Genomic DNA, 24,371 nt, shown 5'->3' with positions numbered 1-24,371 from the left:
CCGAATCCGGCAACCCCGGTAAGGCCGGATATGGTCATGGCGTCGAGACGATGGCCCGCTCGAAGTCGGGTCGGTGAACTCAAGGCGTCAGAAGGCTGGGCCGCGGGGGGAGGGGGCTGCCGGATTGGCGGCGAAAGCGTCTTCTTCGTCGCCTTGGCGGTAGGCCGATGCCTGTAGTTCGTACAGTTCGGCGTAGAGGCCGTTCAGGGTCATGAGGTCGTGGTGGGTGCCGTGCTCGGTGACGCGGCCGCCGTCGAGGACGTAGATGCGGTCGGCGTGGCGGACGCTCGCGAGGCGGTGGGTGATCAGCAGGACGGTGCGGCCGTGCTGGGCGGCGTGCCGGCGGATCTGGTCGAACAGGTGGTGTTCGGCGCGGGCGTCGAGCGCGGCGGTGGGCTCGTCGCAGATCAGCAGGGGCGCGTCCCGGTAGAAGCCGCGCGCGGCCGCCAGCCGCTGCCACTGGCCGCCCGACAGCTCGCACCCGTTGGCGAAGCGCTTGTCCAGGAGGGTGTCGAGACCGAGGGGGAGGGCGGCGATGACCTGGTCGGCGCCCGCGTGGGCCGCGGCCTCGTCGACGTTCGCCCGGACGCCGGCGGCGGACAGGTCGTCGCCCATGGTGATGTTGTCGGCCGCGGTCATCGGCCAGTGGGTGTGGTCCTGGGCCACCACCGCGATGGCCCGCCGCAGGGCCTCGGGGTCCAGGTCGCTCGCGCGGGTGTCGTCCCAGCGGACCACGCCGTCCTGCGGGGCGTAGAGGCCGGCGAGGATCTTGGCGAGGGTCGTCTTTCCCGATCCGTTCTCCCCGACCAGCGCGACGATCTCCCCGCGGCCGAGCCGCACCGACACCTCGCGCAGGGAGGGCTTGTCGCTGTCGGGATAGGTGAAGGTCACCTTCTCGGCATGAATGTCCTGGAACCCGCGCAGCGCAGCGAGCTGCCTCTCGATGTCGCCCGGTTCGCCGGTGCGAGCCCGCTGGACACGCTGCTCGGCGTCCTGGCAGTAGGCCATGTAGTCGCTGAAGTACAGGCCGTCCTCGTAGCAGCGGTTCAGGGCGTAGACGAGGTTGACGAGGGACGTCTGCCCGGCGCGGATCGCCAGGACGGCCGTCCCGGCCACCGCGAGCGGCATCACGCCCCGCCACAGGAGCAGCCCCAGCGCCGTGTACATCAGCGCGGTCGCGACACCCTTGAGGACATCGCCCCAGACCTGGGACATCGTCTGCCGGCGTGCCAGGTCGAGCAGTACGCGACGGACGTGGGCGGCCAGTGCGGAGTACTGGCGCAGCAGGAAGGCGCGGACGGTGAAGGAGCGGACCTCGGCGGCGTGGCGGCGCTCGGTCATCAGGTCCGACATGATCCAGCTCCGCCGCCGCACCTCCACCAGGTCCAGCTGGGTCAGGTATCCGAGCCGGGCCGCGCGGACCGCCGCCCATCCCTCGGGCAGGGCCGTCAGCAGCAGCAGCGGTAGCAGCACCGGGTGCAGGACGCCGAGCGCGCCCGCCGCCGCCGCGACGCCGACGGCGGCGGTGAACAGGTCCACCGCGTTGTCGACCATGGACGGGGCCGAGTCCATGCCCCGCAGCCGGGCCCGGTGCAGGTCGTCCTGGAACTCGGCGTCGTCGAACGCCGCCAGCTCGATCGCGGTCGTCAGCTCGTACAACCGCTGCTCGACGATCTGCTCGACCTGCGGGCGCAGCCGGGCCTGCGCCCACTGCGCCGCCGCCGCGAACGCCGCGCGGACCGTGACCGCGGCCCCCACCAGCGCCAGCTGCGGCGCGGCGGCCCGCACCCGGTCCGGGGTCGGGCCCACCGAGAACAGCGCGGTCAGCACTCCGGTGGTGGCCAGCAGGCCGAACGCGGTGAACACGCCCGCGGCCACGTTGAACGCGATGGTCGCGGCCAGGTCCCGCGGGTTCGCCCGCCACGCGAGCCGCATCACCTGCCTGATCAGGGTCGGCAGCCGCCGAGCCATGGTGAGGGTGCCGGTGCCCGACAGCTCGGCGGCCTTGCGGTACCACCTGTGCTCGCTCAGAGCCGGTCCCATGGGCGCCTCGACCGGCGCGGCGGCGCGGCGACGACGCAGCCTCATCGGCCCACCTCCGGGGTCGGCGACGTCTCGCGATCACCAGAGCGGGCGACACTGGTCATGGAACCGGCCTCCAGGCAGGGGACGGGCACCACCCTCTGCGCCGCGCCCGGGTGCGAGGAAGGGGTGCGGCGGTCTCTGGCCCCGCGCTCCCACGGCACAGTTCTCCACCCGCCGGGTAAGCCTCCGATGCCTCGCATAATGTGATCGTTCACTGCGGGAGGTGCCGTGCGGCTCGTGCCGGACGGCGGTCGGGACTCGGGACGGGATGAGCGGGAGACGCGAGGTCGACTCGGCGGCGGCGGACTACGTGCGCGGCGGTTCCGGGCCCTTCTCCGTCGTCCATCTGCTCCTGGGCATCGCCGTGCTGGCGTCCGGGACCTTCGCCTTCAACGCCATGGTGGACGAGATCGGGGCCACCCGGCGTGCCGCCAGAGGCGATGGAGTCCAGGGCGTCTTCACGGCGGAGACGAAGGTGTGCCCGCGAGGCGGATGCCTCTGGTACGGCCCCTTCCGGGACGGTCGCGACGGGCACGTGGTGATCGACCGGGTCGAGCTGCGGGGCGATGACGACCGTTCCGTCTCCGCCGGCGACGCCGTCCCCGCCCTCGACGTCGGTTCGCCGGACTTCGTCCAGGCGGTCGGCGGAGCCCCGGAGTGGGGCGAGGCGTTCGGCGCGGGAGTCCTCGCCGTCATTGCCGCAGGCTTCGGCACGTGCTCGATCGCCTGGGCGCTGCGGGGCGTGTACTGGTCGCGGCCTCCTCGCGCGTCGCGCAGAGCGGAGGCGCGACGCCGCGGCCGTTCCGCGCTGCGCGACCTCGCCGGCCGGGACCGCTGGGGGTGGACGGCCCGGCCTGGACGGTCCCTGGTCCGGGTGAAGGTGGCCAGGTCATGGGGGAGGACCGTAGCGGCGGCGGTCGTCCTCGTCCCGGCGGGTGCGGCGGCGCCGCTTCTCCTCGCCGAGTGGTTCGCCCGCCAGGAGGGGGCCACGTTGAGCGAGTCGGTCGCCGCCTCGTGGTGGCCGGTCCTCACGGCCGTGACGGTGACCGTGGCGATCCAGGCGCTGAGGCTCGTCCTGGTGCGCCCCCGGATGTGGGTGAGCGAAGAAGAGATCGTCATCTGGGACGGGCCGCTGCTGTGGAAGGCGCTGCGGATTCCGCGCTCCGCGATCGTGGCGGTCCGCCAGGGCACTGAGCCGGATCGGCGCCGTGAGAAGGAATCTGCTCTTATGACGCCGTTCAGGGAGGAGGTGAATCTCCTCCTGCGGACGCGGGACGCCATCCGACTCCCCGCCCGGCGTCTGCGATGGGGAAACTGGTTGTGGGTCATGCTGACCTCGGACGACGGCCCGTCGCGTCCGACGATCCCTCAGCGAGGACGTCCGGTCCGCTCCCTGTGGTTGCGGGTCGAGGAGCCCCGCAGGGTCGCCACCGACCTCGACCGCTGGCTGGCGGCAGAGGAGGCGGACCTCTCGGAACCTCCATCGTCCGATCATGCCTATCAGGGCAGGCATCGGACGCATCGCGGAGCCGGTGCCACACGCCTCAAGATCAACGGACGGCTTCCCCAGCCGCTGCTCGCCGAGTTCGTCAACGAGGGGCCCGGGGCGCTGGAGGCCTCCCTGCGGCGCACCGAGTTCGGCCGGGGGGTCCCGGTGGTGTCGTGCGGGCCCGGCGCTCCGCCCGCCACCACCGTCCTGGACGACCTCTGGGTGGCACAGGAAGAGCTCACCCGCCGCTTCCTGCACATCGAGGCGGCAGGGGCCTGGACCGTGACCATCAGCGGACCGGAGCGGTCACGCTCGTTCGCCGGCTCGGCCACGGGTCACGGAGCTGAGGTGCTCACGTACGAGGGACCGCCCGGAGTCGCCGTCCTGTCGTGCCCGGACGAGGCGTTCTACGAGGTCCATCTGCGCGGCCCCGACCTGACCGGGCTCTACGGCCGAAGGGCCGTGGCATCCGCGGGTGCGCCCGGGCCGAGGACGGCGGACGGGTTCTCAGGACCGAGCCGGAGCACATTTGCCCTTCCTGCTGGAGCCGTACTCCAAGTGCGAACCGACAGCACCGAATGGCGCATCGACGTGACTCCGCTGGAGCAGGCCGATGTGGATTCCGCAGCGGAAGACAGCGGCGCCGTGTCGCCCACCGGCCATGTCAGACCGTTCGAAAACCTCATCGCGGGCGATCGAGCCGCAGTCGTGCGCTATCTGGGACCCCCGGGGCGCGTGCTGTTCCGAGGCGAGGGCGACTTCGGCCTCGTGCAGCTCGGTGACACCCTCGCCCCGTTGCAAACGCTTGTGGCCCCGGCCGGCGAACAAGCGCTGGAACTCCGGGCGCACACGCTCCTCCAGGTCACCGGCGGCTCCGGGAACTGGTCCATGGAAGAGGCGGCGCCGCGACCGCAGGCCCCCACGCCTCGACTCCCGCGCCTGCCCCCTCAGGGCCGGCGTCAGCCTATGCGGCCGACGCCCCCGTAAAGCCATTTGCCGACTTCGGCGGCCGGTTCATCCGTCTTGTCGTTTTCTGGATTCCACGCGTCGATGGTGACCAGACCGGGATCGACGAACTCGAAGCCGTCGAAGAAGAGCTCGATGTCCGCCTTGTTGCGGAAATAGATGGGGGTGGGAGTGGCTGCGTAGGCCCCCTCGATCTGCTCGACGGCCTCCGCGGAGTGCCCTTCCGTCGTCACATGCGTCGCGGCGAGGTGGCTGCCCGGCGCCAGGGCCTCCCGCAGGGGCGCCATGACGTCCTCCCGCTCCTCCAGGGTGAGGAAGTGCGTCATGGCGATCATCAGCACGCCGACCGGAGCGGAGAAGTCGATCAGCCCGGTGCTCCGGGCGTGGTCGAGGACCTCGGCGGGCCGGCGCATGTCGGCCTGCGCGACGGTGGTGAACTCGTTGGTGGCGAGCAGGGCGCGCCCGTGCACCAGGACCACCGGATCGCTGTCGACGTACACGACGCGGGCGTCCGGGACGATCTCATGGGCTATCTCGTGCGTGTTGCCGACGGTCGGCAGCCCGGAGCCGATGTCGAGGAACTGCCGGATTCCCCGGCGCGCCATGTACCGCACGGAGCGGCGCAGGAACGAGCGGTTCTCCAGGGCGAGCTCGCCGATCTCCGGCATGGCCTGCGCGACCCGGTCCGCCGCGTCCCGGTCCACCTGGAAGTTGTCTTTTCCATGCAGGTAGTAGTCGTACATGCGGGCGACGCTCGGTCGGGTGAGATCGATTTCCGGGGACAGGCCATCCTCGGCCACGTACGACCTCCACCCAAGATCAAGTTATTGCCGGAGCAAGACTAGCCCGACCTGGACACGGTGGCCAAGTTCGGCCGGATGATCGGGTTGACTTCTTTTTCCCGGCATTGCGCGAGGCGGCGTCGCCGGAAATGGCGCGGAGTCAGGCGGGCGGCTTCCGCTGGAATCGCGGTTCGTGGCCGGTGCTCCGGTGCCTGCGCCGAGGCAGCCCGGCCGGCTCCCCGGAGGGAGCGTTCGGAGGCGGGGGAGGCGCGGCCGTCCGCGATCGGATGCCTTCGCCCGGAAGGTCCGGCGTCCGGGCGACGGGCTCGCTCCGCGGCGCCGGGGGAAGGACGGCCTCGGGCCGTTCGATGAGGGGCGGTTCGAAGGTGGCCAGCCCGTCGGCGATGAGGGTGGCGAGGTCGCTCATGACCGGGAACAGGCCGCGTCCGAGGGCGAAGGCGATGTCGCGGGGCGTCCGGCGGCCGTTGATCTTGGCGAGCAGTTCCCGCCGCTGGGCGTTGACGGGCACGGTCCCCGGGGGCCGGCCGCTCCGCGGCCTCGACCGCACGGTCAGGCCGAGCACGGCCCAGGACTGGGCGAGGTCGAGCCGGCGGCGGATCTCGCGGGTGGCCCGTTCGGCGTCCAGGCCGGGATCGGACGCGAGCAGCGGGACGGCGTCGTCGGGGTCGGCGGTGCAGGTGCGGACCCCGCACAGGGCCATGGCGAACAGCGCGTCGGCGACCGCGGCGCGGGTGATGACCTGCACGCCGGCGTCGCCGAGGAGCCCGCGCACCACCAGTTCGCGCTCCAGCCGGCCCTCGGGGGCGCCGGCGGTGAAGGCGGCGGTCCAGTCGGCTTCGCTGATCCGCCCCGACCGCAGCAGCAGCGGCTCGGGTCCCGGCGCGGCAGGGGTGGAGGCGGCCACCACCAGGCCGTCGCGCATGCTCACCGAGCCTCCCGGCGACCCGTCCATCCGCAGGGTCCCGGTGAACCGCTGCCGGCCGCGCCGGGTCAGTGCCGAGATCAGCACGCCCGCGTGGTCACGCCCACGTTCTGCCGGAAGCTGCGCTTCTGATGCCATCTGTCCCTTCTCGCCTTCTCTGATGCCCCTTTGAGTGTGGCCACGGCGCCGCTTCGGCGTAATCCGAGGGCTTCCCGGTTGTGGAAGCCCGTTCGCGGGATATATTAGCGTCCGAAATAAGCAATTCGTCGGGAGTGGTATGAACATCGAAACGGCGCTCAAGGAAGCCATGGCGATCGAGGGCGCTATGGGCGCGGCCCTGGTCGACTATGACAGCGGCATGTCCCTCGGGTCGCTCGGAGGCGGCCCCGATCTCGACCTGGAGATCGCGGCCGCCGGCAGCACGGAGGTCGTGCGCGCCGAGGTCCGGACCCTGGAATCGCTGGCCATCGACGACTCCGTCGAGGACATCCTGATCACCTTGAACCGGCAGTACAATTTGATCCGCGTCCTCGGGCGAGGCCACGGTCGCCTGTTCCTCTACCTCGCTCTCAACCGGGAACGCGCCAACCTGGCGCTCGCCAGGCACCACCTGCGGCGCATCGAAGCCGAACTCAGCGTCTGACCGCGTCTCCGTCTCGGGGCGAATTGGGGGGAACGGGTATGCGCGAAGCCGTGCTGGCGGAACTGCAGGCACTCCGTGGCCAGGTCGTGGGCGTCACGGACGCCGCCGTGGCGTCGGTCGACGGGATGCTGGTGGCCTCCGACACCGACGAGGTCCGGCCCGACGTCCTGGCGGCGCTCGCCGCCGCCTCGCTGGGCCTCGGCCGAAGCGCGGGGAACGAGGTCGGCATGGGCGAGCTGCGCGAGGTGGTGACCCGCTGCCAGAGCGGTCACATCGTGGTCTACGCCGTCCAGCGCACAGGACTGCTCGTCGTGCTGGGCGACGAGGGACTGGACGTCGCCGACCTGCACCTGCAGTCCCGGGCCACCGTCGACCGCCTCGGCGCCATCCTCGCCCAGAACTGACCGCCGAACGTGCTTCGCGGCGCGGGGACGTCTTCTGCGAGCGGCGAGCGCGAACGCCGCCCGCAATGGCGGAAGAAGGTTCTGACCAATGGCGAATACGAGGATGTCCCGCCTCAATTGATGAGGGGGCAGGGGCGGAATCCCTTGGTGACGAGCCAGATCCCCAGTGACGCTTCCCAGGCGATCTCCGGCGCCGTGAACAGGAAGTTCACAGGGGACTGCTGCTCGTAGACGCCGAACAGGACGGCGGTCGCGGTGGCGCAGGCGATGGGGCCCCCGATGAGCCCGATGAGCGCCATGGGGCGCGGCACCAGGCCCGACCGGTACATCAGGTGGCCCAGCAGCAGTCCGTTGCCGAAGCCCGCGCAGAAGGCGGGGCCGAGCAGGAACGTCTGATCCTTCAACGCCACCAGTGACCGGCCGACCAGAGCGGCGTCGGCGCCGCCCCCGCCCGACAGGTCCTCCCGCAACGCCACGACGGCGAGCACGCAGACGACCCCCACCACGATGACGGTCGATTCGAGGATCCGCGAGCCGACGTAGCCGAGGGAGACGCTCTCGCTCTGCCGCTTCAGGATCGGGAACAGCACGACCGCCGTCGCGATGTTCGCGACGGCGGTCAGGATCTCCAGGAGTGCTCCGACCCGCACCTGCGTGTCCGCGCCCGCTCCCACGATGTAGTCCGCGTCGTTGAGGACCGGGTCGTACAGCAGCACCGCCGGGATCGACAGGACGAAGGTGAGGATGAACCAGACACCGGCGATTCTGGCTCTTTGCTGAACGGCGTCCACCGAGGTTTCCGGAGTCCGAGATGTGCTCGTGTCCACGCGACTCTCCAAGACGTGCGCCGGTCCGCGTCCGGTTGCCGGGATAGTCGTAGGGAACCACGGCGAACGGCCCTTGTCCCCACCCTCCGGTGGCCGGATCCGGAGCACCGGGCGGTACCGGGTCGTAGTCTCGGAAGGGGCGTGAAAGCCCGGCGATGCGCTCGTCAGTCCGCTGCGGTGAAAGGATGATCGGCATGGGACAAGTCGTGGTTGACGCGGAGAGCACGTTGCAGGCGAGCCCGGACCAGGTCCTCGGAGCGCTCAGCGACTACACGGGGGTCCGTTCCCGCATGCTGACGGAGCACTTCAGCGAGTACGAGGTGCGGGAAGGCGGCCAGGGCGAGGGCACGGTGGTGCACTGGAAGCTGGCGGCCACCAGCAAGCGGGTGCGCGACTGCCTCTTCACCGTGAGCGCCCCCGCGGGCGACCGGTTGGTGGAACGGGACGCCAACTCCTCGATGGTCACCACGTGGACGGTCACCCCCGCCGACGGAGGCGCGCGCGTCCACGTCACCACCACCTGGGACGGAGCGGGCGGCATCGGAGGCTTCTTCGAGCGGACGTTCGCTCCCAAGGGCCTGCAGCGCATCTACGACGCGCAGCTGGCCAAGCTGGCCTCCGTGCTGGGCACGTGACCGCCCCGCCCGACGAGGTCTACCGGCGGCGCTCCGCCCGTGTGCTGCTGGTGGACGACACCGACCGCGTCCTGCTGTTCCGCTGGCCGAAGGCCGCCGGCGACCCCGAGGCGGGCCACTGCTGGATCACTCCGGGCGGAGGCGTCGAGCAGGGCGAGACCCTGCGCGTGGCCGCCGCCCGCGAGCTGCGCGAGGAGACCGGCCTGATCGTCTCCCCGGAGGAGCTCGGCCCGCAGGTCGCCCTGGCCTCCGGCTACGCCGATCTCGGCTGGGCCCGAGGCGTGTTCCGGGACGACTTCTTCCTGTTCCGCACGCGGGCCCTCGACATCGACACCACCGGCTTCACCCGGATCGAGCGCGAGCACGTCAGCGCCCACCGCTGGTGGCGGATCGAGGAGCTGGAGAGCGTGGAAGAGCCGGTCTACCCCCTCATGCTCGCGGAACTCCTCACCGACCTCCTGGCGGGCCGCACCCCCACCGAGCCGATCCGCCTCCCCTGGCACCACTGAACAACCCACCGAACGTGGCCGGCCCGCCGGATGCCGGGCCGGGGAGGACGGTCAGCGGCCGTCGACGCGTCCGGCGGCGAAAATGGCGGCTTGGGGACGCCGACCGGAGTTCCCTTGAGAGCTCAATGCTCGACGCGGCGTGTGAGGGTCTCCCATCGCCCCCACGAGCGCGTCTGAGGGCGCGTCCGCGCCAACGTCCGGGTGGCCGGTGAGGACGAGGCCGCGATGCCACGCCGTGCGGCGTGTGAGCGCCCAACCGGGTGTCGTGCGCAGGGACACATGGCCTTGGCCCGGGGAACCGGACGCGAGGAGTTCCGCCGTGACGGCGGTGTAGACGTACCCCGTGCATGGATGGGGAAGGACCGAACGCATCGCCACTGCGGAGGCGGGGCCAGGACGGCGGGCGGCTTCTTCGACGCATCTGCTTTTGATGGCGGCCAACGACTCGGTGTCTATGGTGGCTCGTCCTGTCACCCCCTGCCACACCGCGTAGCCGATGAGGCCGAGGAGGCCGGTGAGGTAGAGGGCCATGATTCCGGAAGGCCATGGCTGGGGCCTCCAGGAGCCGGTCACGATTCCGGTGCCGACGTACCCGGAGACGGCGAGCGCGACGATGGTCGTGTGCAGTGCGATGACGGCGCGGTCCCGGACGGGTGGCGGGAGTGGTCGCTCGGCTGTAGGTCCGGGGGGCGAGTCAAGCGTCGGTGCGCACATGGAATGTCCGATCAGGAAGGTGGTGGGGCGATCTGACTGCGTGCTGCTCACGCTGCGGGACGGAACGTGACCTGCCACAAGGGTCGCGGGCATCTGGAGGTACGCGCGAGCCCTTTGCAGGAATTGAGTACGCGGCCAAGGGGGCAGAAGATCGGGCTTCGCTGAACACGGGTGGACTCATGTCGTTATGACTGTTATCCATCTCATTGCGAAGTTCTGCGAGTGCGTCAGTCAGCATAACCGTGATATGTCGCCAGACGATCCGTGCAAAGTTGCCGAACTTCCTGGAGAAGTTGTCATCCGAGCAACACCTCCTTGTCTTTTAGGGTTATAGTCCGGATCCGGTCAGAGGTCGGCTCTGCCTGACCCTCATTATGGCTCACTGGCTTTGACTATAAAGGGCGACCATAAATATCCGGTTCGAGATGGTAGCCCAATGGCCACATCGCTGTAGCTCGCTTCTTCGTACCGTCCGGTACTGTGGACGAATGTCACATAACAGCCGTTTGTTGGAAGTCGGACATTTTGCTCTTCGGGCCGAGAAGCGGACGGCGGTCGCCCCTTCCTGGTTCTCGGGGGTGCTGACTCTGGCCTCTGACCGACTGGGTGGGGCGGTCGGCCTCAGGGCGACCTAGGCGGGGACCGGCTCCGGTTCCGAGCGCTTGCCGCCCCGAAAGGAAGATCGAAAAGTCCAGTTCGCTCGGCTGTGCGCGTGAGGGGTGCCGTGCCAGGGCGGCGCGGCGGTCCGGCAGCCCCGATCGCCCTGGATGTGTGGATCCGCACCCGGTGGCCCCCGCCGGTGTGTCACGAGAAGCTGTCAACCCGGGCCGCCCGGCGAATGTAACGAACATCACACTCGGTCCGGTCCGAACTCCCCCTTCGACGCTCCTGCTTCGTCGGGCGTTGACCGGATTTGCATCATGGCGGCCATTTCCCCTGCTCAGCAGATCGGCGCCTCCCTCCATGTCGACATTAGAACGAGATTCCAGGCCGTCGTCCATATAGTCCGGTCGGGCTATTGGCGGACTAGGGAGAACTATTCGCCACCCCCCGAGCGTTGGTCCGGTGTCCTGAAGCGTCTGCGCCGTGTCCTGGGCGCATGGTTAGGATCTGCACCCATAAGGTCACGACGAGGGAGAGAGGCAGGACCCCGCTACGGCTTGAGTCAACCGCCCGAGCGGCGGCCCGCGACGACCGCATGAACCCCCGTCAGGGAGTAGGTCGAGAGCCACGTCCCGAACAAACTCATGCGTCGTGACAGACCGGACGTTCCCCGGCAGATCGTCGTTTTTCGCCGAAGCCTGTGGACGGCCCTCGCCGGCTCCGCGAGGACGCGCACCCCTTCCGGTCGGCCACGCCTCTCAGTACAAGGACTTCTCCATTGTCTGAACACAGCTTCGATCCACCGTCCGGCGATCGCGGCCGCCACGGCCGCACGCGCGGGAGAGGCACACGGACCGGCTCTGGCACCAGCCCCAACCGGCACCACAGGCGCGCCGCTCCGCCGCCGGAGGACGGGGCGCCGCAGCAGAGCGCGCCCGGTTCGGATCGGCTCGACGACCCGGCCCTCCAGCAGGGGGCGCCCGCGGAGCTCTCGCCTTCCGGCGACCGGTCGCGGCAGCCCGGATGGCGGGGGCTGCCGCGCAGGCTCTTGTGGTTCCGGCTCGGAGCACCCGTCCACAACACGGCGGTCGTGGTGGCCTGGATCGGCTTCGCTGGCGCCATCGGCGCGTCGCCCCTCGTCCCGTTCGCGCTGTCGGCCATCGCCCATCGCGGCGGCGACGGCATCGGTTCACACTCCCGCGTGGCGACGATCATCCGCGTCCCCGCCGGAGAGACCTACGCCTACAGGTACCCGAGCATGTCCAGCCCGCATGCCAAGAAGAGGGCGGTCTACCGCGAGGGCGACACCGTCGAGGTCGTCTGCCAGATCCGCGACGGAGAGCCTGTCACCTTGCCTGGCGATGGCCGCCCCAACTACGCGGTCCGTGTGTGGGATCAACTTCCCAACGGCAGCTGGATCCCGGACATCTTCACTTCGCTGGAGGGCAAGCGGGGCGACAAGCCTCCGGCTGGTCTCGGGCTGTGTGCCGAACCCACCGGCGAGCCCGTTCCGGCACCCTGACCGGACGCACACCACGACCGTGCCGCCCCTCGGGCAGAAGGGACGGCGCTGACCACGACACGCCGAAGGGCCGGATCTGGAAGGTTCCGGCCCTGAACCTTTTCTTGAAGCAAGACACGGCGAACGGTACGGGTGATGGGGCGAGTCATCCGTGGGGGGTGAGGGAGGTGAAGCCTCCGACTATGGCTCCGTAGCCGACGTGGGCGAGGACGGTGACCAGGGGCGTGCTGGGTCCGTAGTTGAGCATCAGGAACCCGGGGGGTTCCAGGAGGGCGACCTTGGGTGCGCTGGTCAACGGGCTGCCCATTCGGGGGTGGACCAGCGGGAGCAGGATGTTGACCAGCGCGGTGCCGGCGAACATCCCGTGCACCAGGCCGAAGAGAGCCCCGAGCCCCCAGCCCGCGTGGCCGATGGCGAGGAAGACGGCGTAGTAGACGAACGCGAACACCTCGCCGCTGACGAAGTGAAGGAGGTAGCCGATCGCCTTGGCGCGGGCCCGGTTGGCGGTCAGGGCGGTGCCGAGCAGGAACGGCAGGTCCGCGCGGGTGAGCTTGAACTCGCTGGCGGCCCGCAGGACGGTGGTCAGGACCAGGGTGGCGACGAAGGCGCCCGCGGCGGTTCCCCAGGCGCTCACCCGGCCGCCTCCCCGGCGACCGAGCCGATGGCGCACGCGGCGTTGATCAACGCCAGGTGGCTCAGGCCCTGGGGCAGGTTCCCGAGGAAGGCGCCGGTGGCCGGATCGATCTCCTCGCCGTAGAGGCCGACATCGTTGGCCAGGCCGACCAGGTCGTCCATGAGGGCGACGGCCTGGTCGAGGCGCCCGGTTCGGGCGAGGCACTCGGCCAGCCAGAACGAGCACGCGAGGAACGCGCCTTCGGTGCCGCTCAACCCGTCCTCGCCGGAGTACCGGTCGACGAACGGTCCGTGCCGCAGCTCGCGGCCCACTGCGTCGACCGTGGCGCGCATGCGCGGATCGTCGGGCGGCGCGTAGCCGTGGAGGAGACCGAGCAGCACGGCGGCGTCCAGCTCCGAACTATCGGCGGAGCGCGTGTAGCAGCGGCGGCGGGACGAGAAGCAACGCGTCTCGACGAAGTCGCGCACCTGGGTGCGGGCGAGGCGCCAGCGGGCCGAACCGCGGTCCTGGATCAGTCCGCGCTCGCTCAGGTCGACGGCCCGGTCGAGCGCGACCCAGCACATCATCTTCGAGTGCGTGAAGTGCAGGGGCTCGCTGCGGACCTCCCAGATCCCCGAGTCGGGACGCCGCCAGGCGGCGCAGACGAAGTCGGCCAGCTCGGCCAGGCGCCGGGCGAGGTCCGCGTCCAGCCGTCCGGCGGCGCCTGCGTACAGCCAGCCGGTCTGCAGCAGCTCACCGTAGGTGTCCAGCTGGACTTGGGCGCCCGCCGCGTTGCCGATCCGAACCGGCCTGGAGCCCCGGTAGCCCGCCAGGGGGAGCGTCCGTTCCGGGGCGTGGCCGCCCCCGTCCAGGCGGTAGAGCACCCGCAGCCGCGGATGTGTGAGCTGGGTGGCGTGCATGAGCCACCAGAAGTAGGCGTCCGCCTCGGCGGGGCACCCCAGCCGGAAGAGCGCGTCGAGGGTGAACACCGAGTCGCGGACCCAGGAGAAGCGGTAGTCCCAGTTGCGTCCGCCTCCGACCTGCTCCGGTAGCGAGGAGGTGACCGCGGCGGCGATCGCCCCCGAGGGAGCGAAGATCAAGAGCTTGAGCGCCAGCGCGCTGCGGAGCACGGCGTCCCGCCACATGCCTTCGTACCTACGTTCCCGCGTCCAGCCGCGCCAGGCCGCGATGGTGTGCTCCATACGGGCGTCGCATTCGGACCGGGTCGGCAGGACGAGCGGTTCCTGGTGCGCGAACGGCATCGTCACCAGGGCCTGCCGCCCGGCCGCCAGTTCGAGGCGGCCGCTGATCGCCCGGTCGGAGCACACCGGCTCGCCCGCGTCCCAGGCGCAGACCGCGAGCGCGTCCCCGCCGGCCACCACCACCGGAACACCGGCGCGCCGTGTGATCCGCGGACGGCGGGCACCGTAACCGAACCGCGGCTGCACGCTCCACCGCAACGGCACGATGCCGGTCACGCCGTCGAGGCGCCGTTGCAACTCCCGCATCGGCCCCAGCGTTTCGCCGCCTTCCAGCGTCAGGGAGTCGGTGACCCGCACACTGCCACGGCCGGTGGTGAACGTGGTCTCCAGCACGTTGGTGCCCGGAAGGTACCGCCGGACGACCGTGAACGGTTCCTCCGGCTCCAGCAGGAAACGGCCGCCTCGCACGGGATCCAGGACGGCGGCGAACACCGAGGGGGAGTCCAGGTACGGCAGCCCCAGCCAGTCCACCGACCCGTCGACGGCGACCAGCGCGGCGCTGCGCCCGTCCCCGATCACCGCGTAGTCGCGCAGCGGGACGTGGCCGTCGCTCCGCCCGATCGCCATGAGTCAGGGCCTCACTCGGTCACGGCCCATCGCTTCCTCCCTATGACTCCAGGAATTCCCGCAGTTCACCGCCCTGAAGCACTCAGACGGCGAGTCGCTTGGCGCCGCGGCTTTGAGGCGTGTGGGAGGCGACCCGATTCTCCCCAACCGGTGTTAGAGGCAAATTGACCCTCTATTGAGTGCTAAATACTGGTTTGCGACGTATGTGTGGGAGATGGCCGATGTGGACTTCTCGGCGCTGTTCCAGGCGTTGCCCGTAGCGTGCTCGATCCTGTCGCGGGAGTGGGAGTACGTGACGGTCAACTGCGCGTACGAGCGGGCGTCGGGGCGGTCGCGCGAGCAGTTGATCGGCCGGTACGTGTTCCACGTCTTCCCCGGCGGGCCGGAGGGGGACAGCGCCCGTCGGCTGAGGGCCTCGCTGGAACGGGTGGTGAACGAGGGCGAGGCCGACCGGATGGGCCTGCAACGCTACGACGTCGAGGAACCGGCGGGGTCGGGGGTGTTCCAGGAGCGTCACTGGACCATCGTCAACACGCCGCTGTTCGGGCCGGACGGGCGGGTGGCGTGGGTGGTCAACCAGGTGGAGGACGTCACCGGGTTCGTCCAGCGACTGCGTGAGGCCGACGCCGGTGCCGAGCCGGTCCGGCAGGCGCTGGCGGCCGGGACGAAGGCGGTGGAGGCCGAGCTGTTCGCGCGGGCCCGCGAGCTGCAGGAGGTCAACCAGCGGCTGCGGCGCGCCCAGGCGCGAGAGCGCCACGCCGCGGAGGCGGCGCGCCGGGCCCTGGAGATCCAGCAGCAGGCCATCGCCGACACCTCCCATGACCTGCGCGGCCCCGTCTCCGGCCTGCGAACCCGCCTGGAGGTCGCGCTGAGCGACCCCGAGGCCGACTCCCGCCTGGTCCTGGACGCCGCGCTGCACGACGCCGAACGCATCGGCGACATCGTCGCCGACCTGCTGGAGCTGGCCCGGCTGGAGGCCCGCACCCCGCTGGACACCAGGTCGGTCGACCTTGCGCGCCTGGTGCGGGCCGAAGTGGACCGCCGAGACGAAGCACACCGGACGCCGGGCGTGCGGGTCACCGTCGACGCCGAGCCGGGCGTCATCGTGGACGTCTCGCCCGTCCGGCTGACACGCCTGCTGAACAACCTGCTCGACAACGCCGAACGCCACGCCCGAAGCCGCATCGAGGTGACGGTCGCCCGCGAGCGAGGGGAGGCGGTCCTGAACGTCACCGACGACGGGCCCGGCATCCCCGCCGACGAGCGCGAGAGCGTCTTCCGCCGCTTCTTCCGGCGCGCCGACGCCCGCCGGTTCGATCCCGAGGGCAGCGGACTGGGCCTGCCCATAGCCCGCCAGATCGCCCAGGCCCACGACGGCAGCCTGCACATCGCCGACCACTCGCCCGGCACTCGCTTCACGCTGCGACTGCCCCTCCAGCAGTCTCCCGACGGCTTCTAGGCTCGCCGCGCGGCGCTCTCCGGCGGCACCGGTCATCGAGGCGCCGGGCCTGGCCGGCCTCGGCTCCGCCCGAGCCTGGGCGGAGCGGCGAGGTCCACGCGGCTTCAGGCCAGGGTCCGGGCGGGCGCGGCCTCCCAGGCGAAGCCGTCCGGGTCGGTGAAGGCCTCGTCGCCGCCGGCGAGCACGAGCCGGTGCGAGCCGGTGCCGTCCTGGGGGACTCCGATGTCCTTGGCCAGGGCGCGGAGCGGGTAGAGCGCCAGCGTGACGGCCGAGGACGGGGTGTCGAACTCGGCGTACTTGCCCCCGAAGCTCTTGGCGACGGACAGACCGCGGTCGACGTAGAACCGCTTGCTCGCCTTGACGTCCGCGACCCCCAGGAGCAACGCGATCTGGTCGAACTCCCGGGCGGGGGGCGCGGAGTCCTTCTTCTTGGAGGACGCGACCTTGCAGATCGTCCCGTCCGGGGCCTGGACGACGCCGCCGTAGCCCCAGAAGGACTTCGTGGCGGGCTTCAGCGTCGTGGCGCCGGCGTCGACGGCGGCGCCGATGAGGGCGTCGACGTTGCCGGGCTGGGACGCGACGAGCGACAGCGCGAAGCCGCGGAATCCCGTGGCCGGCTCGTCCGAGGCGCGGACGTTCACGCGGTCGGCGATGCCGAAGGCCTCGTAGAAGGCCTCCGCGGCCGCGGGGTCGGAGACTTCCAGGGTGACGGATGCGAAGGAGATCATGATGCTTCTTTCTCGTTAGGTGGTTCTCGTCCGGTGGCGACGGTCGTGCTCAGCGGTCCTGGATCAGCCCGAGGACGTTGCCGTCCTGGTCGGTGACGGTGGCGACCAGCCGTCCGGCGCCGACGTCGTGCGCGGCCTCCTTGACGGCCGCGCCGGCGGCGGTCAGCTCGGCGAGCTTCGCCTCGATGTCCGGCACGTGCCAGTAGGCCACCGGCGAGGTCATGCCCTGCGGGCCGCCGTCCGGGACCAGCCCGATGTGCTGGCCCCCGACCTCGAATCCGACGTAGTAGGACGAGTCCGTCTGCGGGGCCTGCCCGAGAAGGGCGGTGTACACCGCCTTGGCCTTGGTCAGGTCGCTCACGGGATGCAGCACGGTCCTGATCCCGCGGACGGGGGAGCCGTTCATGGTCACTCCTGGAGTCGGGGGCCGCGTCGACCCGCTGTTCAACTGCACCCAGCCTCGCGCCGAGGCCGCCCCGGCCACATCCGTGGCGACTACGGAACCGGCTACGCACCCGCCCCTACGCACCCGCATACGCACCCGCCCTCATGCAACGCGGGCACGGATCGGGGAGAGGGGCGCTTGCGACAGAATGGGACAGTGGTAGCGACAGTGGATATCTCGCCCCGGGAAGCCGAGGTGCTGGAGCTGGTCGGGGAGCATCTCAGCAACGCCGAGATCGCGGCGCGGCTGTTCATCTCCGTCCGCACCGCCGAGAGCCACGTCTCCGCCCTGCTGCGGAAGCTGGACGTCCCGGACCGGCGGGTGCTCGCCGGGCGGGCCGCCGCGGGCGGCCGCGCCGCCGGCGCGTCGCGGCCGGCGCCCGTCCTGCCGGCCCCGCTCACCTCGTTCGTCGGGCGGGCGAGCGAGCGCGCCGAGCTGGCCGAGGTGATCGGGAAGCATCGGCAGGTGACCGCGGTGGGACCGGGAGGCGTGGGCAAGACCCGGCTCGCACTGGCTGTCGCGGCGGACGCCGAGGGCGCGTTCGCGGACGGGGTCTGGTTCGTCGATCTGGTGCCCGTCACCGACCCGGGCATGGTCGCGGACGCGGTCGCCGGCGCCCTCGGTCTCGGCGAGCAGCCCGGCCGCGGCATGACCGAGTCGGTGGCCGCCGCGCTGGCCGACCGGCGCGCCCTGCTCGTCCTGGACAACTGCGAGCAGGTGCGGGACGGCGTGGCGCTGTTCCTGGAGCGGCTGCTCGCGGCGTGCCCCCAGGTGACGGTGCTGGCGACGAGCCGGGCCCGGCTGATGGTGCCGTTCGAGCGGGTGTACGCCGTCCCGCCGCTGTCGCTGTCCGACGGGGAGTCGGACGCGGTCGCGCTGTTCAAGGAGCGGGCGACGGCGATCGGCTGGCCGCTGGATCCTCCGCTGCACGAGCACATCCGCTCGATCTGCGAGCGGCTCGACGGCATGGCGCTGTCGATCGAGCTGGCCGCCGCCCGGTACCCCACGCTCGGGCTGGACGGTCTCACCGCGGCCCTGTCCCACCCCCTGCGGACGCTCGCCGGAGGCCCCCGCGCCGACGACCGGCACCGCTCGGTGCGGGCGGCGGTGGACTGGAGCCACACCCTGCTCGAACCGGCCGACCGGGAGCTCCTTCGCCGGGTGTCGGTGTTCGTCGCGCCGTTCACCGCCGCCGCGGCGGCGGAAGTGGCCGGGGCCGAGCAGGGGGTGGTGGTCGAAGGGCTGGCCCGCCTGGCGGAACAGAGCCTGCTGCTGGTGCGGGCGTCCGCGGGCGCGACCGAGTACCGGGCGCTGGAGACGATCCGCCAGTACGGGGTCGAGCGGCTCACCGAAGCCGGTGAGCTGGCCGGGGTCCGCGCCCGGCACCTCCGCTGGTGCCTGGCGACGGCCGCGGGCCTCGCCGGCTCCGCCGGAACGGACTGGCGGCCCCGCTTCGACGCCGCCGCCGACGACCTCCGCTCCGCCCTCGCCTGGGCGGCCGAACAGCCGGACCACCGCGCGGACGCGCACGATCTCGCGCTCCGCCTGGCGGAACTCGCCTTCACCCGCAACCTGGTCGGCGAGTCCCAGCAGCGGTACGAGCAGGCCGCCGCGCTGGCCGGGGAACCGGCCGGGGCCGCGGCGGCTCTCCGGCACGCCGCCGCCGTCGCCGGGTGCCGCATGCACGGAGACGACATGTACCGGCTGCACCGGGCCGCCGCGGACGCCGCCCGCCGGTCCGGCGACACCGCCCGCGCCGCCGCCGACCTGGCGACCGCCGCGACCACCGTGTTCCGCTTCTCGGGCACGTTCGTCCGGACGCCGCCCCCGGAGGAGACGCTCGCGCTGATCGCCGAGGCGCGCGAGCACGCCGGAGACGACCCCGTCGCGCGGGCGGCCGTCGCGCTGGCCGAGGCCGCGTCGGTCGCCGACGCGTTCGGCGCCGACCAGGACCCGCACGACGACGCCGTCGCGCGGACGCTCGCGCGCGCCGAGGACGCGGTCGGGCTCGCCCACCGCACCGGCGTCCCGTCCGCCGAGTCCGCCGCGCTCGACGCGCTCTCCGCCGTCCAGAGCTGGGTCGGCGACGCGTTCGCCGCCGCGGCCACGGCCCGCCGCCGCGTCACCCTCCTGTCGTCCGCGCCGACCACGCCCGCTGTCGCCCACGAGCTCGTCCAGGCCCTCGGCGAGGCCGCCCAGACCGGCATCGGCGTCGGGGACCTGCCCGACGCCCGGCACTGGGCGAGACTCCTCGCGGATCACCCGTCGCTCGCCGAGGTGGGACACCGCGCGACGAGCTGGCAGCTGGTCGCCGACGCGCTGGCGGGCGACGCCGAGGGCGTGCTCACCGGCGCCGTCCGGTTCCTGGACGGGTGGCGGCGGAGCGGCAGCCCCGTGTGGCCGGAGCTCGAACCGGCGGTGACCGCCGTCGCGATGATCCACGGCCTCCGCGGAGATCAGGACGCCCGGAACGAGTGGAACACGATCCTGGAGCGGTTCGGCACGTCACCGAACCGGACCCATGGCCACGGCGCGGTGTTCGACGCGATGCTGCTGCTCCACAACGGGCAGGCGCCGGAGGCGATGGAGCGGCTGGCTCCCGGCCCCGGCGAGGTGTGGAGGTGGGTCACCTGGATCTGGCTCCACTGGTACGTGGCCCTGCGCGCGGAGGCCGCGGTCCTCGCGGGAGTCCCCGACGCACGCGAACGCCTGGCCGACGCCCACGAGATCACCGCCGGTGACCCGGTCGCCGGGGCGATCGTGGAACGCGCCGGGGCGCTCCTCGACGGCGCCCGGGAGCGGTTGCTCGCCACGGTGGACGCCTTCGACGCCGCGGGCTGCCGCTACCAGTCGGCCCGCACCCTGCTGCTCGCGGGCGGCGACCACGCCGTCCAGGGAACGCGCGCCCTCGCCGCTCTCGGCCTCGCCCCCACGGCCGTCCGCTGACCGGACGGAACCCGAACGGGCGCCGCAGCTCTTCCCCGTCCGGCCAGGCGGGGTGGTTCTGCCCGGTGCAGAACCACCCTCCGTGTGGATCCGGCCTCGTCCGGGCCTGCGGCGGCCTCACTCGCGGGGCAGGCGCTCCAGCCGCTTGGCGGCGGTGGCCTCGTGCGCGGGCATGAGGTCGGCCTGCGAGATGGTGACGACGTGCGGCGCGACCGTGCGGACCCCCTCGTCGGTGTCGATCCGCTGCCAGGTCACCGTCTTCAGGAAGGACGCGACGGACAGGCCGCCCGTGTAGCGGCCCGCGCCGGCGGTGGGGAGCACGTGGTTGGTGCCGATCACCTTGTCGCTGAAGGCGACGGTCGCGCGCTCCCCGACGAACAGCGAACCGTAGTTGCGCAGGTTCTTCAGGTACCAGTCGTCGCGGTCGGTGTGCACCTCCAGATGCTCGGCTTCACCGCCGAGGTCTTCGTCTGCATGGCGGGCGAATGGCGGTTCCGCTGGGGCGTCCATGGCGACGACGGCGAGGTGACCGTCCGTCCCGGCGACGTCATCTCGATCCCGACCTGGGTGTTCCGAGGCTTCACCAGCGTCGGCACCGACGACGCGTTCCTGCTCACCGCCCTCGGCGGAGGCGTCCTCGTCGACCCAGCCGTTCGCCACCTTCTCCTCCAGGGGGATGTGGCGCTGGAGGGGCGTCAGGATGCTCCCCGGATGGAGCGAGAAGGCCCGCACGGCGTCCTTGGCGAGCGCGTCCAGGTGGACGGCGAACAGCACGTTGGCCGTCTTCGCCTGCCCGTACGCCTCCCACTTGTCGTAGCCGCGCTCGAACTGCACGTCGTCCCACCGGATCGGGGAGAAGTGGTGCCCGCGCGACGAGACCGCGACCACCCGGGCCCCCGGCCCGACGGCCGGCCACAGGCGGTTCACCAGCGCGAAATGCCCGAGGTGGTTGGTGGCGAACTGCGCCTCCCAGCCGTGCCCGACGCGCGTCTCCGGGCAGGCCATGATCGCCGCGTTGTTGATCAGGATGTCGATGCCGCGGCCGGACGCGAGGAACCGCTCCGCGAACCCGCGCACGCTCTCCAGGTCGGCCAGGTCCAGTTCGTCCACCTCGACGCCGTCGATGCCGCCGACGGCCTCCTTCGCCGCCTCCGGGCGCCGCGCGGGGACCACCACCTGCGCCCCCGCGCCCGCCAGCGCCCGCGTCGTCTCCAGGCCGAGGCCCGAGTACCCGCCGGTGACGACGGCGAGCCTCCCCGTGAGGTCGATGCCCGCCAGGACGTCCCTGGCCGTGCTCTCGAACCCGAACCCCGATCCGATCGTGTGCTGTGGAGTGGTCATGCCCCGAACGCTACGAGCTGGAGCGCGCTCCAGGTCAATCCGGCGCCGGGACGAGCGGGCAGTGCGTGCCCCGGTAGACCGTCGGGACGCAGCGGTTGCAGTGGACGCACAGGGAGGGCGTGGACGGGTCGGCGGCGATCCGGTTCACGAGGTCGGGTTCGCGGAGGAGGGCGCGGGCCATGGCGACGAACTCGAAGCCCTCCGCCATCGCGGTGTCCATGCTCGCGCGGTCGGTGATGCCGCCGAGCAGGATCAGGGGCAGGTCGAGCTCGGCGCGGAACCTGCGCGCGTGCTCCAGCAGGTAGGCGTCCCGGTAGGGGTAGGAGCGCAGGAACCGCTTGCCGAACATCCGCAGGCCGATCCGCATGGGCAGCTTGTAGCTGGCCGCGAACTCGGGGATGGGCATCTCCCCGCGGAACAGGTACATCGGGTTGAGCAGCGAGCTGCCGGCGGTCAGCTCCAGCGCGTCGACGGTGCCCTCCTCCTGGAGCCGGCGGGCGACGTGGAGGCTGTCGTCGATCTCCAGGCCGCCGCGCACGCCGTCGCGCATGTTGAGCTTGGCGGTGATCGCGATGCGGTCGCCGACCTCGTCCCGGACGGCGCGGGCGATGCCGAGCGCGACCTTGGCCCGGTTCTCGATCGGCCCGCCGTAGCCGTCCTTGCGGCGGTTGAGGCGGGGGCTGAGGAACGCACTGGCCAGGTAGTTGTGCCCGAGGTGGATCTCGACGGCGTCGAAACCGGACTCGATCGCCAGCCGCGCGGCCTCGGCGTGGGCGCGGGTGATGCGCTCGATGTCCTCCGCCTTGGCGACCTTGGTGAAGGCCATGCCGAGCGGGTTGAAGAACCGCCCGGCCGAGACGGCGGGCCGCCCGTTGGAGCTGGCGTCGGCGACCGGGCCGGCGTGCCCGAGCTGCGCGGACGCGGCGGCGCCCTCCGCGTGGACGGCGTCGGTGAGGCGCCGCAGCCCGGGGACGGCCTCCGGCCGCATCCAGATCTGCCGCCGCTCGGTCCGCCCCTCGGGCGCGACCGCGCAGTAGGCGACGGTGGTCATGCCCACTCCCCCGGCGGCCGGCCGCCGGTGGTACTCGATCAGGTCGTCGGTGACCAGCGCCTCGGGCGTCATCCCCTCGGACGTGGCCGCCTTGATCACACGGTTCCGCAGCGTCAGCGGCCCGAGCCGCGCCGGTTCGAAGACCTCCACGATCCGCCTCCTCGCCCTGGGCTAGCCGAGCCGCTCGATGATGGTGACGTTGGCCTGGCCGCCGCCTTCGCACATGGTCTGGAGGCCGTAGCGGCCGCCGGTGCGGTCGAGCTCGTGCAGGAGGGTGGTCATCAGGCGGGCGCCGGTGGCGCCGAGGGGGTGGCCGAGGGCGATGGCGCCGCCGTTGGGGTTGGTCGTCGCCGGGTCGGCGCCGGTCTCCTTGAGCCAGGCGAGGACGACGGACGCGAACGCCTCGTTGATCTCGACGGCGCCGATCTCGCCGATCGTCATCCCGGTCTTCTTCAGCGCGTAAGCGGTGGCGGGGATGGGCGCCGACAGCATCCGGATGGGGTCCTCTCCGCGCGCGGAGAGGTGGTGGACGCGGGCGCGCGGGGTGAGGCCGTGGTCCTTCACGGCCTGCTCGGAGGCGATGAGCAGCGCGGCCGCGCCGTCGGAGATCTGCGACGAGACGGCCGCGGTGAGGCGGCCGCCCTCCACCAGGGTCTTCAGGCCGGCCATCTTCTCCAGGGTGGTGTCGCGGCGCGGGCCCTCGTCGGTGGTGACGTCCTCCCAGGCGACGGTCTCGCGCTCGAACCGGCCCTCGTCGATGGCGCGGATGGCGCGCTGGTGGGACTCGTAGGCGAACGCCTCCATCTCCTCGCGGGAGATGTCCCAGTCGCGGGCGATCATCTCGGCGCCGTTGAACTGCGACACCTCGGTGTCGCCGTAGCGGCGCGCCCAGCCCGCCGAGCCCGCGAAGGGGCCCTCGGTGAAGCCGAGCGGCGCCGCGGCGGTCATCGCCGAGCCGATCGGGATCTGCGACATGTTCTGCACGCCGCCCGCGACGACCAGGTCCGACGTCCCGGACAGGACGGCCTGCGCCGCGAAGTGCACGGCCTGCTGGGAGGAGCCGCACTGCCGGTCGACCGTGACGCCGGGGACCTCCTCGGGGAGCCCGGCGGCCAGCCAGCAGGTGCGGGCGATGTCGCCGGCCTGCGGGCCGAGGGTGTCGACGCAGCCGAACACGACGTCCTCGACGGCGGCCGGGTCGATCTTCGTCCGGTCCATGAGGGCGGTCAGCACGTGCGCGCCGAGGTCGGCGGGGTGCACTCCGGCGAGCCCGCCGTTGCGGCGCCCGACCGGGGCGCGGACCGCGTCGACGATGTAAGCCTCGGCCATGGGGGTGTCTCCTTCGTACGGGCCTAGCTCGCCTGGATCCCTTCGAGGAACATGGCGAGGTACTGCTTGGCGATGTCGTCGGCGGACAGCCGCCCGCCGTGCTGGTACCAGTTGGCCGCGACCCAGACGGTGTCGCGGATGAAGCGGTAGATGAGGGTCCGGTCGAGGTCGGCGCGGAACGCGCCCTCCTTGACGCCGCGGTCCAGCAGGGACAGCCACATCTCCTCGAACCGCCGCTGGGAGTCCAGGAGGTAGTGGAACCGCTCGCTGGTCGCGAGGTGCTTGGACTCGTTCTGGTAGAGGACGACCGCGGGACGGTGCCTGTCGATCGAGCGGAACGACTCGACGACGATGGCCTCCAGGGTGTCGCGCGCGCTGAGCCCGGCCTCCAGGACGCGGTCGTAGGCGGCCCACATGTCGTCCAGGAAGGTCGACAGGATCTCGTCGGCCATCGACTCCCGGGCCATGGAGCCCCAGCTCTCCCAGCGGGCGTCCTCTTCGCCGACCG

Annotated in this window: 20 protein-coding genes and 1 pseudogene; 8 read left to right on the top strand and 13 right to left on the bottom strand. The window is 71.7% G+C overall.

Annotated features, from left to right (window positions below):
* Nucleotides 1–87: 87 nt before the first annotated feature.
* Complete coding sequence (locus AB0C69_RS05680) at nt 88–2,088, bottom strand: ABC transporter ATP-binding protein (RefSeq protein ID WP_360350200.1); 2,001 nt, start codon at nt 2,086–2,088, stop codon at nt 88–90.
* A gap of 265 nt (nt 2,089–2,353) precedes the next feature.
* Here AB0C69_RS05680 and AB0C69_RS05675 point away from each other — a divergent pair, with 265 nt between their 5' ends.
* Complete coding sequence (locus AB0C69_RS05675) at nt 2,354–4,561, top strand: hypothetical protein (RefSeq protein ID WP_360350197.1); 2,208 nt, start codon at nt 2,354–2,356, stop codon at nt 4,559–4,561.
* Here the strand turns inward: AB0C69_RS05675 and AB0C69_RS05670 are convergent.
* Nucleotides 4,534–5,340, bottom strand: coding sequence for an SAM-dependent methyltransferase (locus tag AB0C69_RS05670; RefSeq protein WP_360350194.1), 807 nt, complete (start codon nt 5,338–5,340; stop codon nt 4,534–4,536). The two genes, AB0C69_RS05675 and AB0C69_RS05670, sit on opposite strands and share 28 nt — an antisense overlap.
* 142 nt (nt 5,341–5,482) lie before the next feature.
* Nucleotides 5,483–6,403 carry a hypothetical protein gene (locus AB0C69_RS05665; RefSeq protein WP_360350191.1) on the bottom strand — a complete coding sequence of 307 codons (921 nt, stop codon included), beginning with the start codon at nt 6,401–6,403 and terminating at the stop codon, nt 5,483–5,485.
* A 139-nt stretch (nt 6,404–6,542) separates the two neighbouring features.
* Between AB0C69_RS05665 and AB0C69_RS05660 the strand changes: the two genes are divergently transcribed.
* Nucleotides 6,543–6,908 (top strand): hypothetical protein, encoded by a 366-nt coding sequence (locus AB0C69_RS05660; RefSeq protein ID WP_345175935.1) that lies wholly within the window; start codon nt 6,543–6,545, stop codon nt 6,906–6,908.
* Between the two features lie 38 nt (nt 6,909–6,946).
* Nucleotides 6,947–7,312 (top strand): roadblock/LC7 domain-containing protein, encoded by a 366-nt coding sequence (locus tag AB0C69_RS05655; RefSeq protein ID WP_345175933.1) that lies wholly within the window; start codon nt 6,947–6,949, stop codon nt 7,310–7,312.
* 113 nt (nt 7,313–7,425) lie between these two features.
* Here AB0C69_RS05655 and AB0C69_RS05650 read toward each other — a convergent pair whose 3' ends face one another.
* Nucleotides 7,426–8,103, bottom strand: coding sequence for a DUF4386 domain-containing protein (locus AB0C69_RS05650; protein WP_360350186.1), 678 nt, complete (start codon nt 8,101–8,103; stop codon nt 7,426–7,428).
* A gap of 230 nt (nt 8,104–8,333) precedes the next feature.
* Between AB0C69_RS05650 and AB0C69_RS05645 the strand changes: the two genes are divergently transcribed.
* The 3 genes from AB0C69_RS05645 (at nt 8,334) to AB0C69_RS05635 (ending at nt 12,122) form a co-directional block, all read left to right on the top strand.
* Nucleotides 8,334–8,774 carry an SRPBCC family protein gene (locus tag AB0C69_RS05645; RefSeq protein WP_345175930.1) on the top strand — a complete coding sequence of 147 codons (441 nt, stop codon included), beginning with the start codon at nt 8,334–8,336 and terminating at the stop codon, nt 8,772–8,774.
* Nucleotides 8,771–9,283 (top strand): NUDIX domain-containing protein, encoded by a 513-nt coding sequence (locus tag AB0C69_RS05640; RefSeq protein ID WP_360350182.1) that lies wholly within the window; start codon nt 8,771–8,773, stop codon nt 9,281–9,283. Before AB0C69_RS05645 ends, AB0C69_RS05640 begins: the two co-directional genes overlap by 4 nt.
* A 2,407-nt stretch (nt 9,284–11,690) precedes the next feature.
* Nucleotides 11,691–12,122 carry a hypothetical protein gene (locus AB0C69_RS05635; RefSeq protein WP_360350179.1) on the top strand — a complete coding sequence of 144 codons (432 nt, stop codon included), beginning with the start codon at nt 11,691–11,693 and terminating at the stop codon, nt 12,120–12,122.
* A gap of 145 nt (nt 12,123–12,267) precedes the next feature.
* On the opposite strand, the gene AB0C69_RS05630 is transcribed toward AB0C69_RS05635, so the two are convergent.
* Both AB0C69_RS05630 and AB0C69_RS05625 read right to left on the bottom strand, forming a co-directional pair.
* Nucleotides 12,268–12,756 carry a hypothetical protein gene (locus AB0C69_RS05630; RefSeq protein ID WP_345175926.1) on the bottom strand — a complete coding sequence of 163 codons (489 nt, stop codon included), beginning with the start codon at nt 12,754–12,756 and terminating at the stop codon, nt 12,268–12,270.
* Entirely contained in the window at nt 12,753–14,564 is a 1,812-nt protein-coding gene (locus AB0C69_RS05625) for a glycoside hydrolase family 15 protein (RefSeq protein ID WP_360350176.1), read from the bottom strand. The genes AB0C69_RS05630 and AB0C69_RS05625 overlap by 4 nt, the downstream gene beginning before the upstream one ends.
* A gap of 214 nt (nt 14,565–14,778) precedes the next feature.
* Here AB0C69_RS05625 and AB0C69_RS05620 point away from each other — a divergent pair, with 214 nt between their 5' ends.
* Nucleotides 14,779–16,023 (top strand): ATP-binding protein, encoded by a 1,245-nt coding sequence (locus tag AB0C69_RS05620; RefSeq protein ID WP_360350173.1) that lies wholly within the window; start codon nt 14,779–14,781, stop codon nt 16,021–16,023.
* A 104-nt stretch (nt 16,024–16,127) separates the two neighbouring features.
* Here AB0C69_RS05620 and AB0C69_RS05615 read toward each other — a convergent pair whose 3' ends face one another.
* Nucleotides 16,128–16,751 carry a glyoxalase gene (locus AB0C69_RS05615; protein WP_360350170.1) on the bottom strand — a complete coding sequence of 208 codons (624 nt, stop codon included), beginning with the start codon at nt 16,749–16,751 and terminating at the stop codon, nt 16,128–16,130.
* Between the two features lie 49 nt (nt 16,752–16,800).
* Entirely contained in the window at nt 16,801–17,157 is a 357-nt protein-coding gene (locus AB0C69_RS05610) for a VOC family protein (protein ID WP_345175917.1), read from the bottom strand.
* Between the two features lie 207 nt (nt 17,158–17,364).
* Between AB0C69_RS05610 and AB0C69_RS05605 the strand changes: the two genes are divergently transcribed.
* Entirely contained in the window at nt 17,365–20,142 is a 2,778-nt protein-coding gene (locus AB0C69_RS05605; RefSeq protein ID WP_360350166.1) for a LuxR C-terminal-related transcriptional regulator, read from the top strand.
* A 117-nt stretch (nt 20,143–20,259) separates the two neighbouring features.
* On the opposite strand, the gene AB0C69_RS05600 is transcribed toward AB0C69_RS05605, so the two are convergent.
* The 5 genes and pseudogenes from AB0C69_RS05600 to AB0C69_RS05580 form a co-directional block, all read right to left on the bottom strand.
* Nucleotides 20,260–20,652 (bottom strand): histidinol dehydrogenase, encoded by a 393-nt coding sequence (locus AB0C69_RS05600; protein WP_360350224.1) that lies wholly within the window; start codon nt 20,650–20,652, stop codon nt 20,260–20,262.
* 99 nt (nt 20,653–20,751) lie between these two features.
* Nucleotides 20,752–21,483, bottom strand: a pseudogene (locus AB0C69_RS05595) (SDR family NAD(P)-dependent oxidoreductase); the annotation flags it as partial.
* 34 nt (nt 21,484–21,517) lie between these two features.
* Nucleotides 21,518–22,684, bottom strand: coding sequence for an NADH:flavin oxidoreductase (locus tag AB0C69_RS05590; RefSeq protein ID WP_360350163.1), 1,167 nt, complete (start codon nt 22,682–22,684; stop codon nt 21,518–21,520).
* A gap of 21 nt (nt 22,685–22,705) precedes the next feature.
* A complete protein-coding gene (locus tag AB0C69_RS05585; RefSeq protein ID WP_360350160.1) occupies nt 22,706–23,863 on the bottom strand; it encodes an acetyl-CoA C-acetyltransferase in 1,158 nt (385 codons plus the stop codon).
* A gap of 23 nt (nt 23,864–23,886) precedes the next feature.
* Nucleotides 23,887–24,371 (bottom strand): TetR family transcriptional regulator (locus AB0C69_RS05580; RefSeq protein ID WP_360350157.1); only part of this gene is annotated, 485 nt, incomplete at its 5' end.

The sequence above is a fragment of the Actinomadura sp. NPDC048032 genome (genome assembly GCF_040653175.1).
GTDB lineage: Bacteria > Actinomycetota > Actinomycetes > Streptosporangiales > Streptosporangiaceae > Spirillospora > Spirillospora verrucosospora.
Note: the sequence above shows the minus strand (reverse complement) of the source record. Positions and strands in the feature narration are given on the sequence as shown.

Coding starts and splice junctions, on each gene's coding strand:
- AB0C69_RS05655 (WP_345175933.1), top strand. CDS start 6,947: ATGCGCGAAGCCGTGCTGGCGGAACTGCAGGCACTCCGTGGCCAGGTC.
- AB0C69_RS05680 (WP_360350200.1), bottom strand. CDS start 2,088: ATGAGGCTGCGTCGTCGCCGCGCCGCCGCGCCGGTCGAGGCGCCCATG.
- AB0C69_RS05645 (WP_345175930.1), top strand. CDS start 8,334: ATGGGACAAGTCGTGGTTGACGCGGAGAGCACGTTGCAGGCGAGCCCG.
- AB0C69_RS05610 (WP_345175917.1), bottom strand. CDS start 17,157: ATGAACGGCTCCCCCGTCCGCGGGATCAGGACCGTGCTGCATCCCGTG.
- AB0C69_RS05615 (WP_360350170.1), bottom strand. CDS start 16,751: ATGATCTCCTTCGCATCCGTCACCCTGGAAGTCTCCGACCCCGCGGCC.
- AB0C69_RS05620 (WP_360350173.1), top strand. CDS start 14,779: ATGGCCGATGTGGACTTCTCGGCGCTGTTCCAGGCGTTGCCCGTAGCG.
- AB0C69_RS05625 (WP_360350176.1), bottom strand. CDS start 14,564: ATGGCGATCGGGCGGAGCGACGGCCACGTCCCGCTGCGCGACTACGCG.
- AB0C69_RS05585 (WP_360350160.1), bottom strand. CDS start 23,863: ATGGCCGAGGCTTACATCGTCGACGCGGTCCGCGCCCCGGTCGGGCGC.
- AB0C69_RS05665 (WP_360350191.1), bottom strand. CDS start 6,403: ATGGCATCAGAAGCGCAGCTTCCGGCAGAACGTGGGCGTGACCACGCG.
- AB0C69_RS05600 (WP_360350224.1), bottom strand. CDS start 20,652: ATGGACGCCCCAGCGGAACCGCCATTCGCCCGCCATGCAGACGAAGAC.
- AB0C69_RS05660 (WP_345175935.1), top strand. CDS start 6,543: ATGAACATCGAAACGGCGCTCAAGGAAGCCATGGCGATCGAGGGCGCT.
- AB0C69_RS05675 (WP_360350197.1), top strand. CDS start 2,354: ATGAGCGGGAGACGCGAGGTCGACTCGGCGGCGGCGGACTACGTGCGC.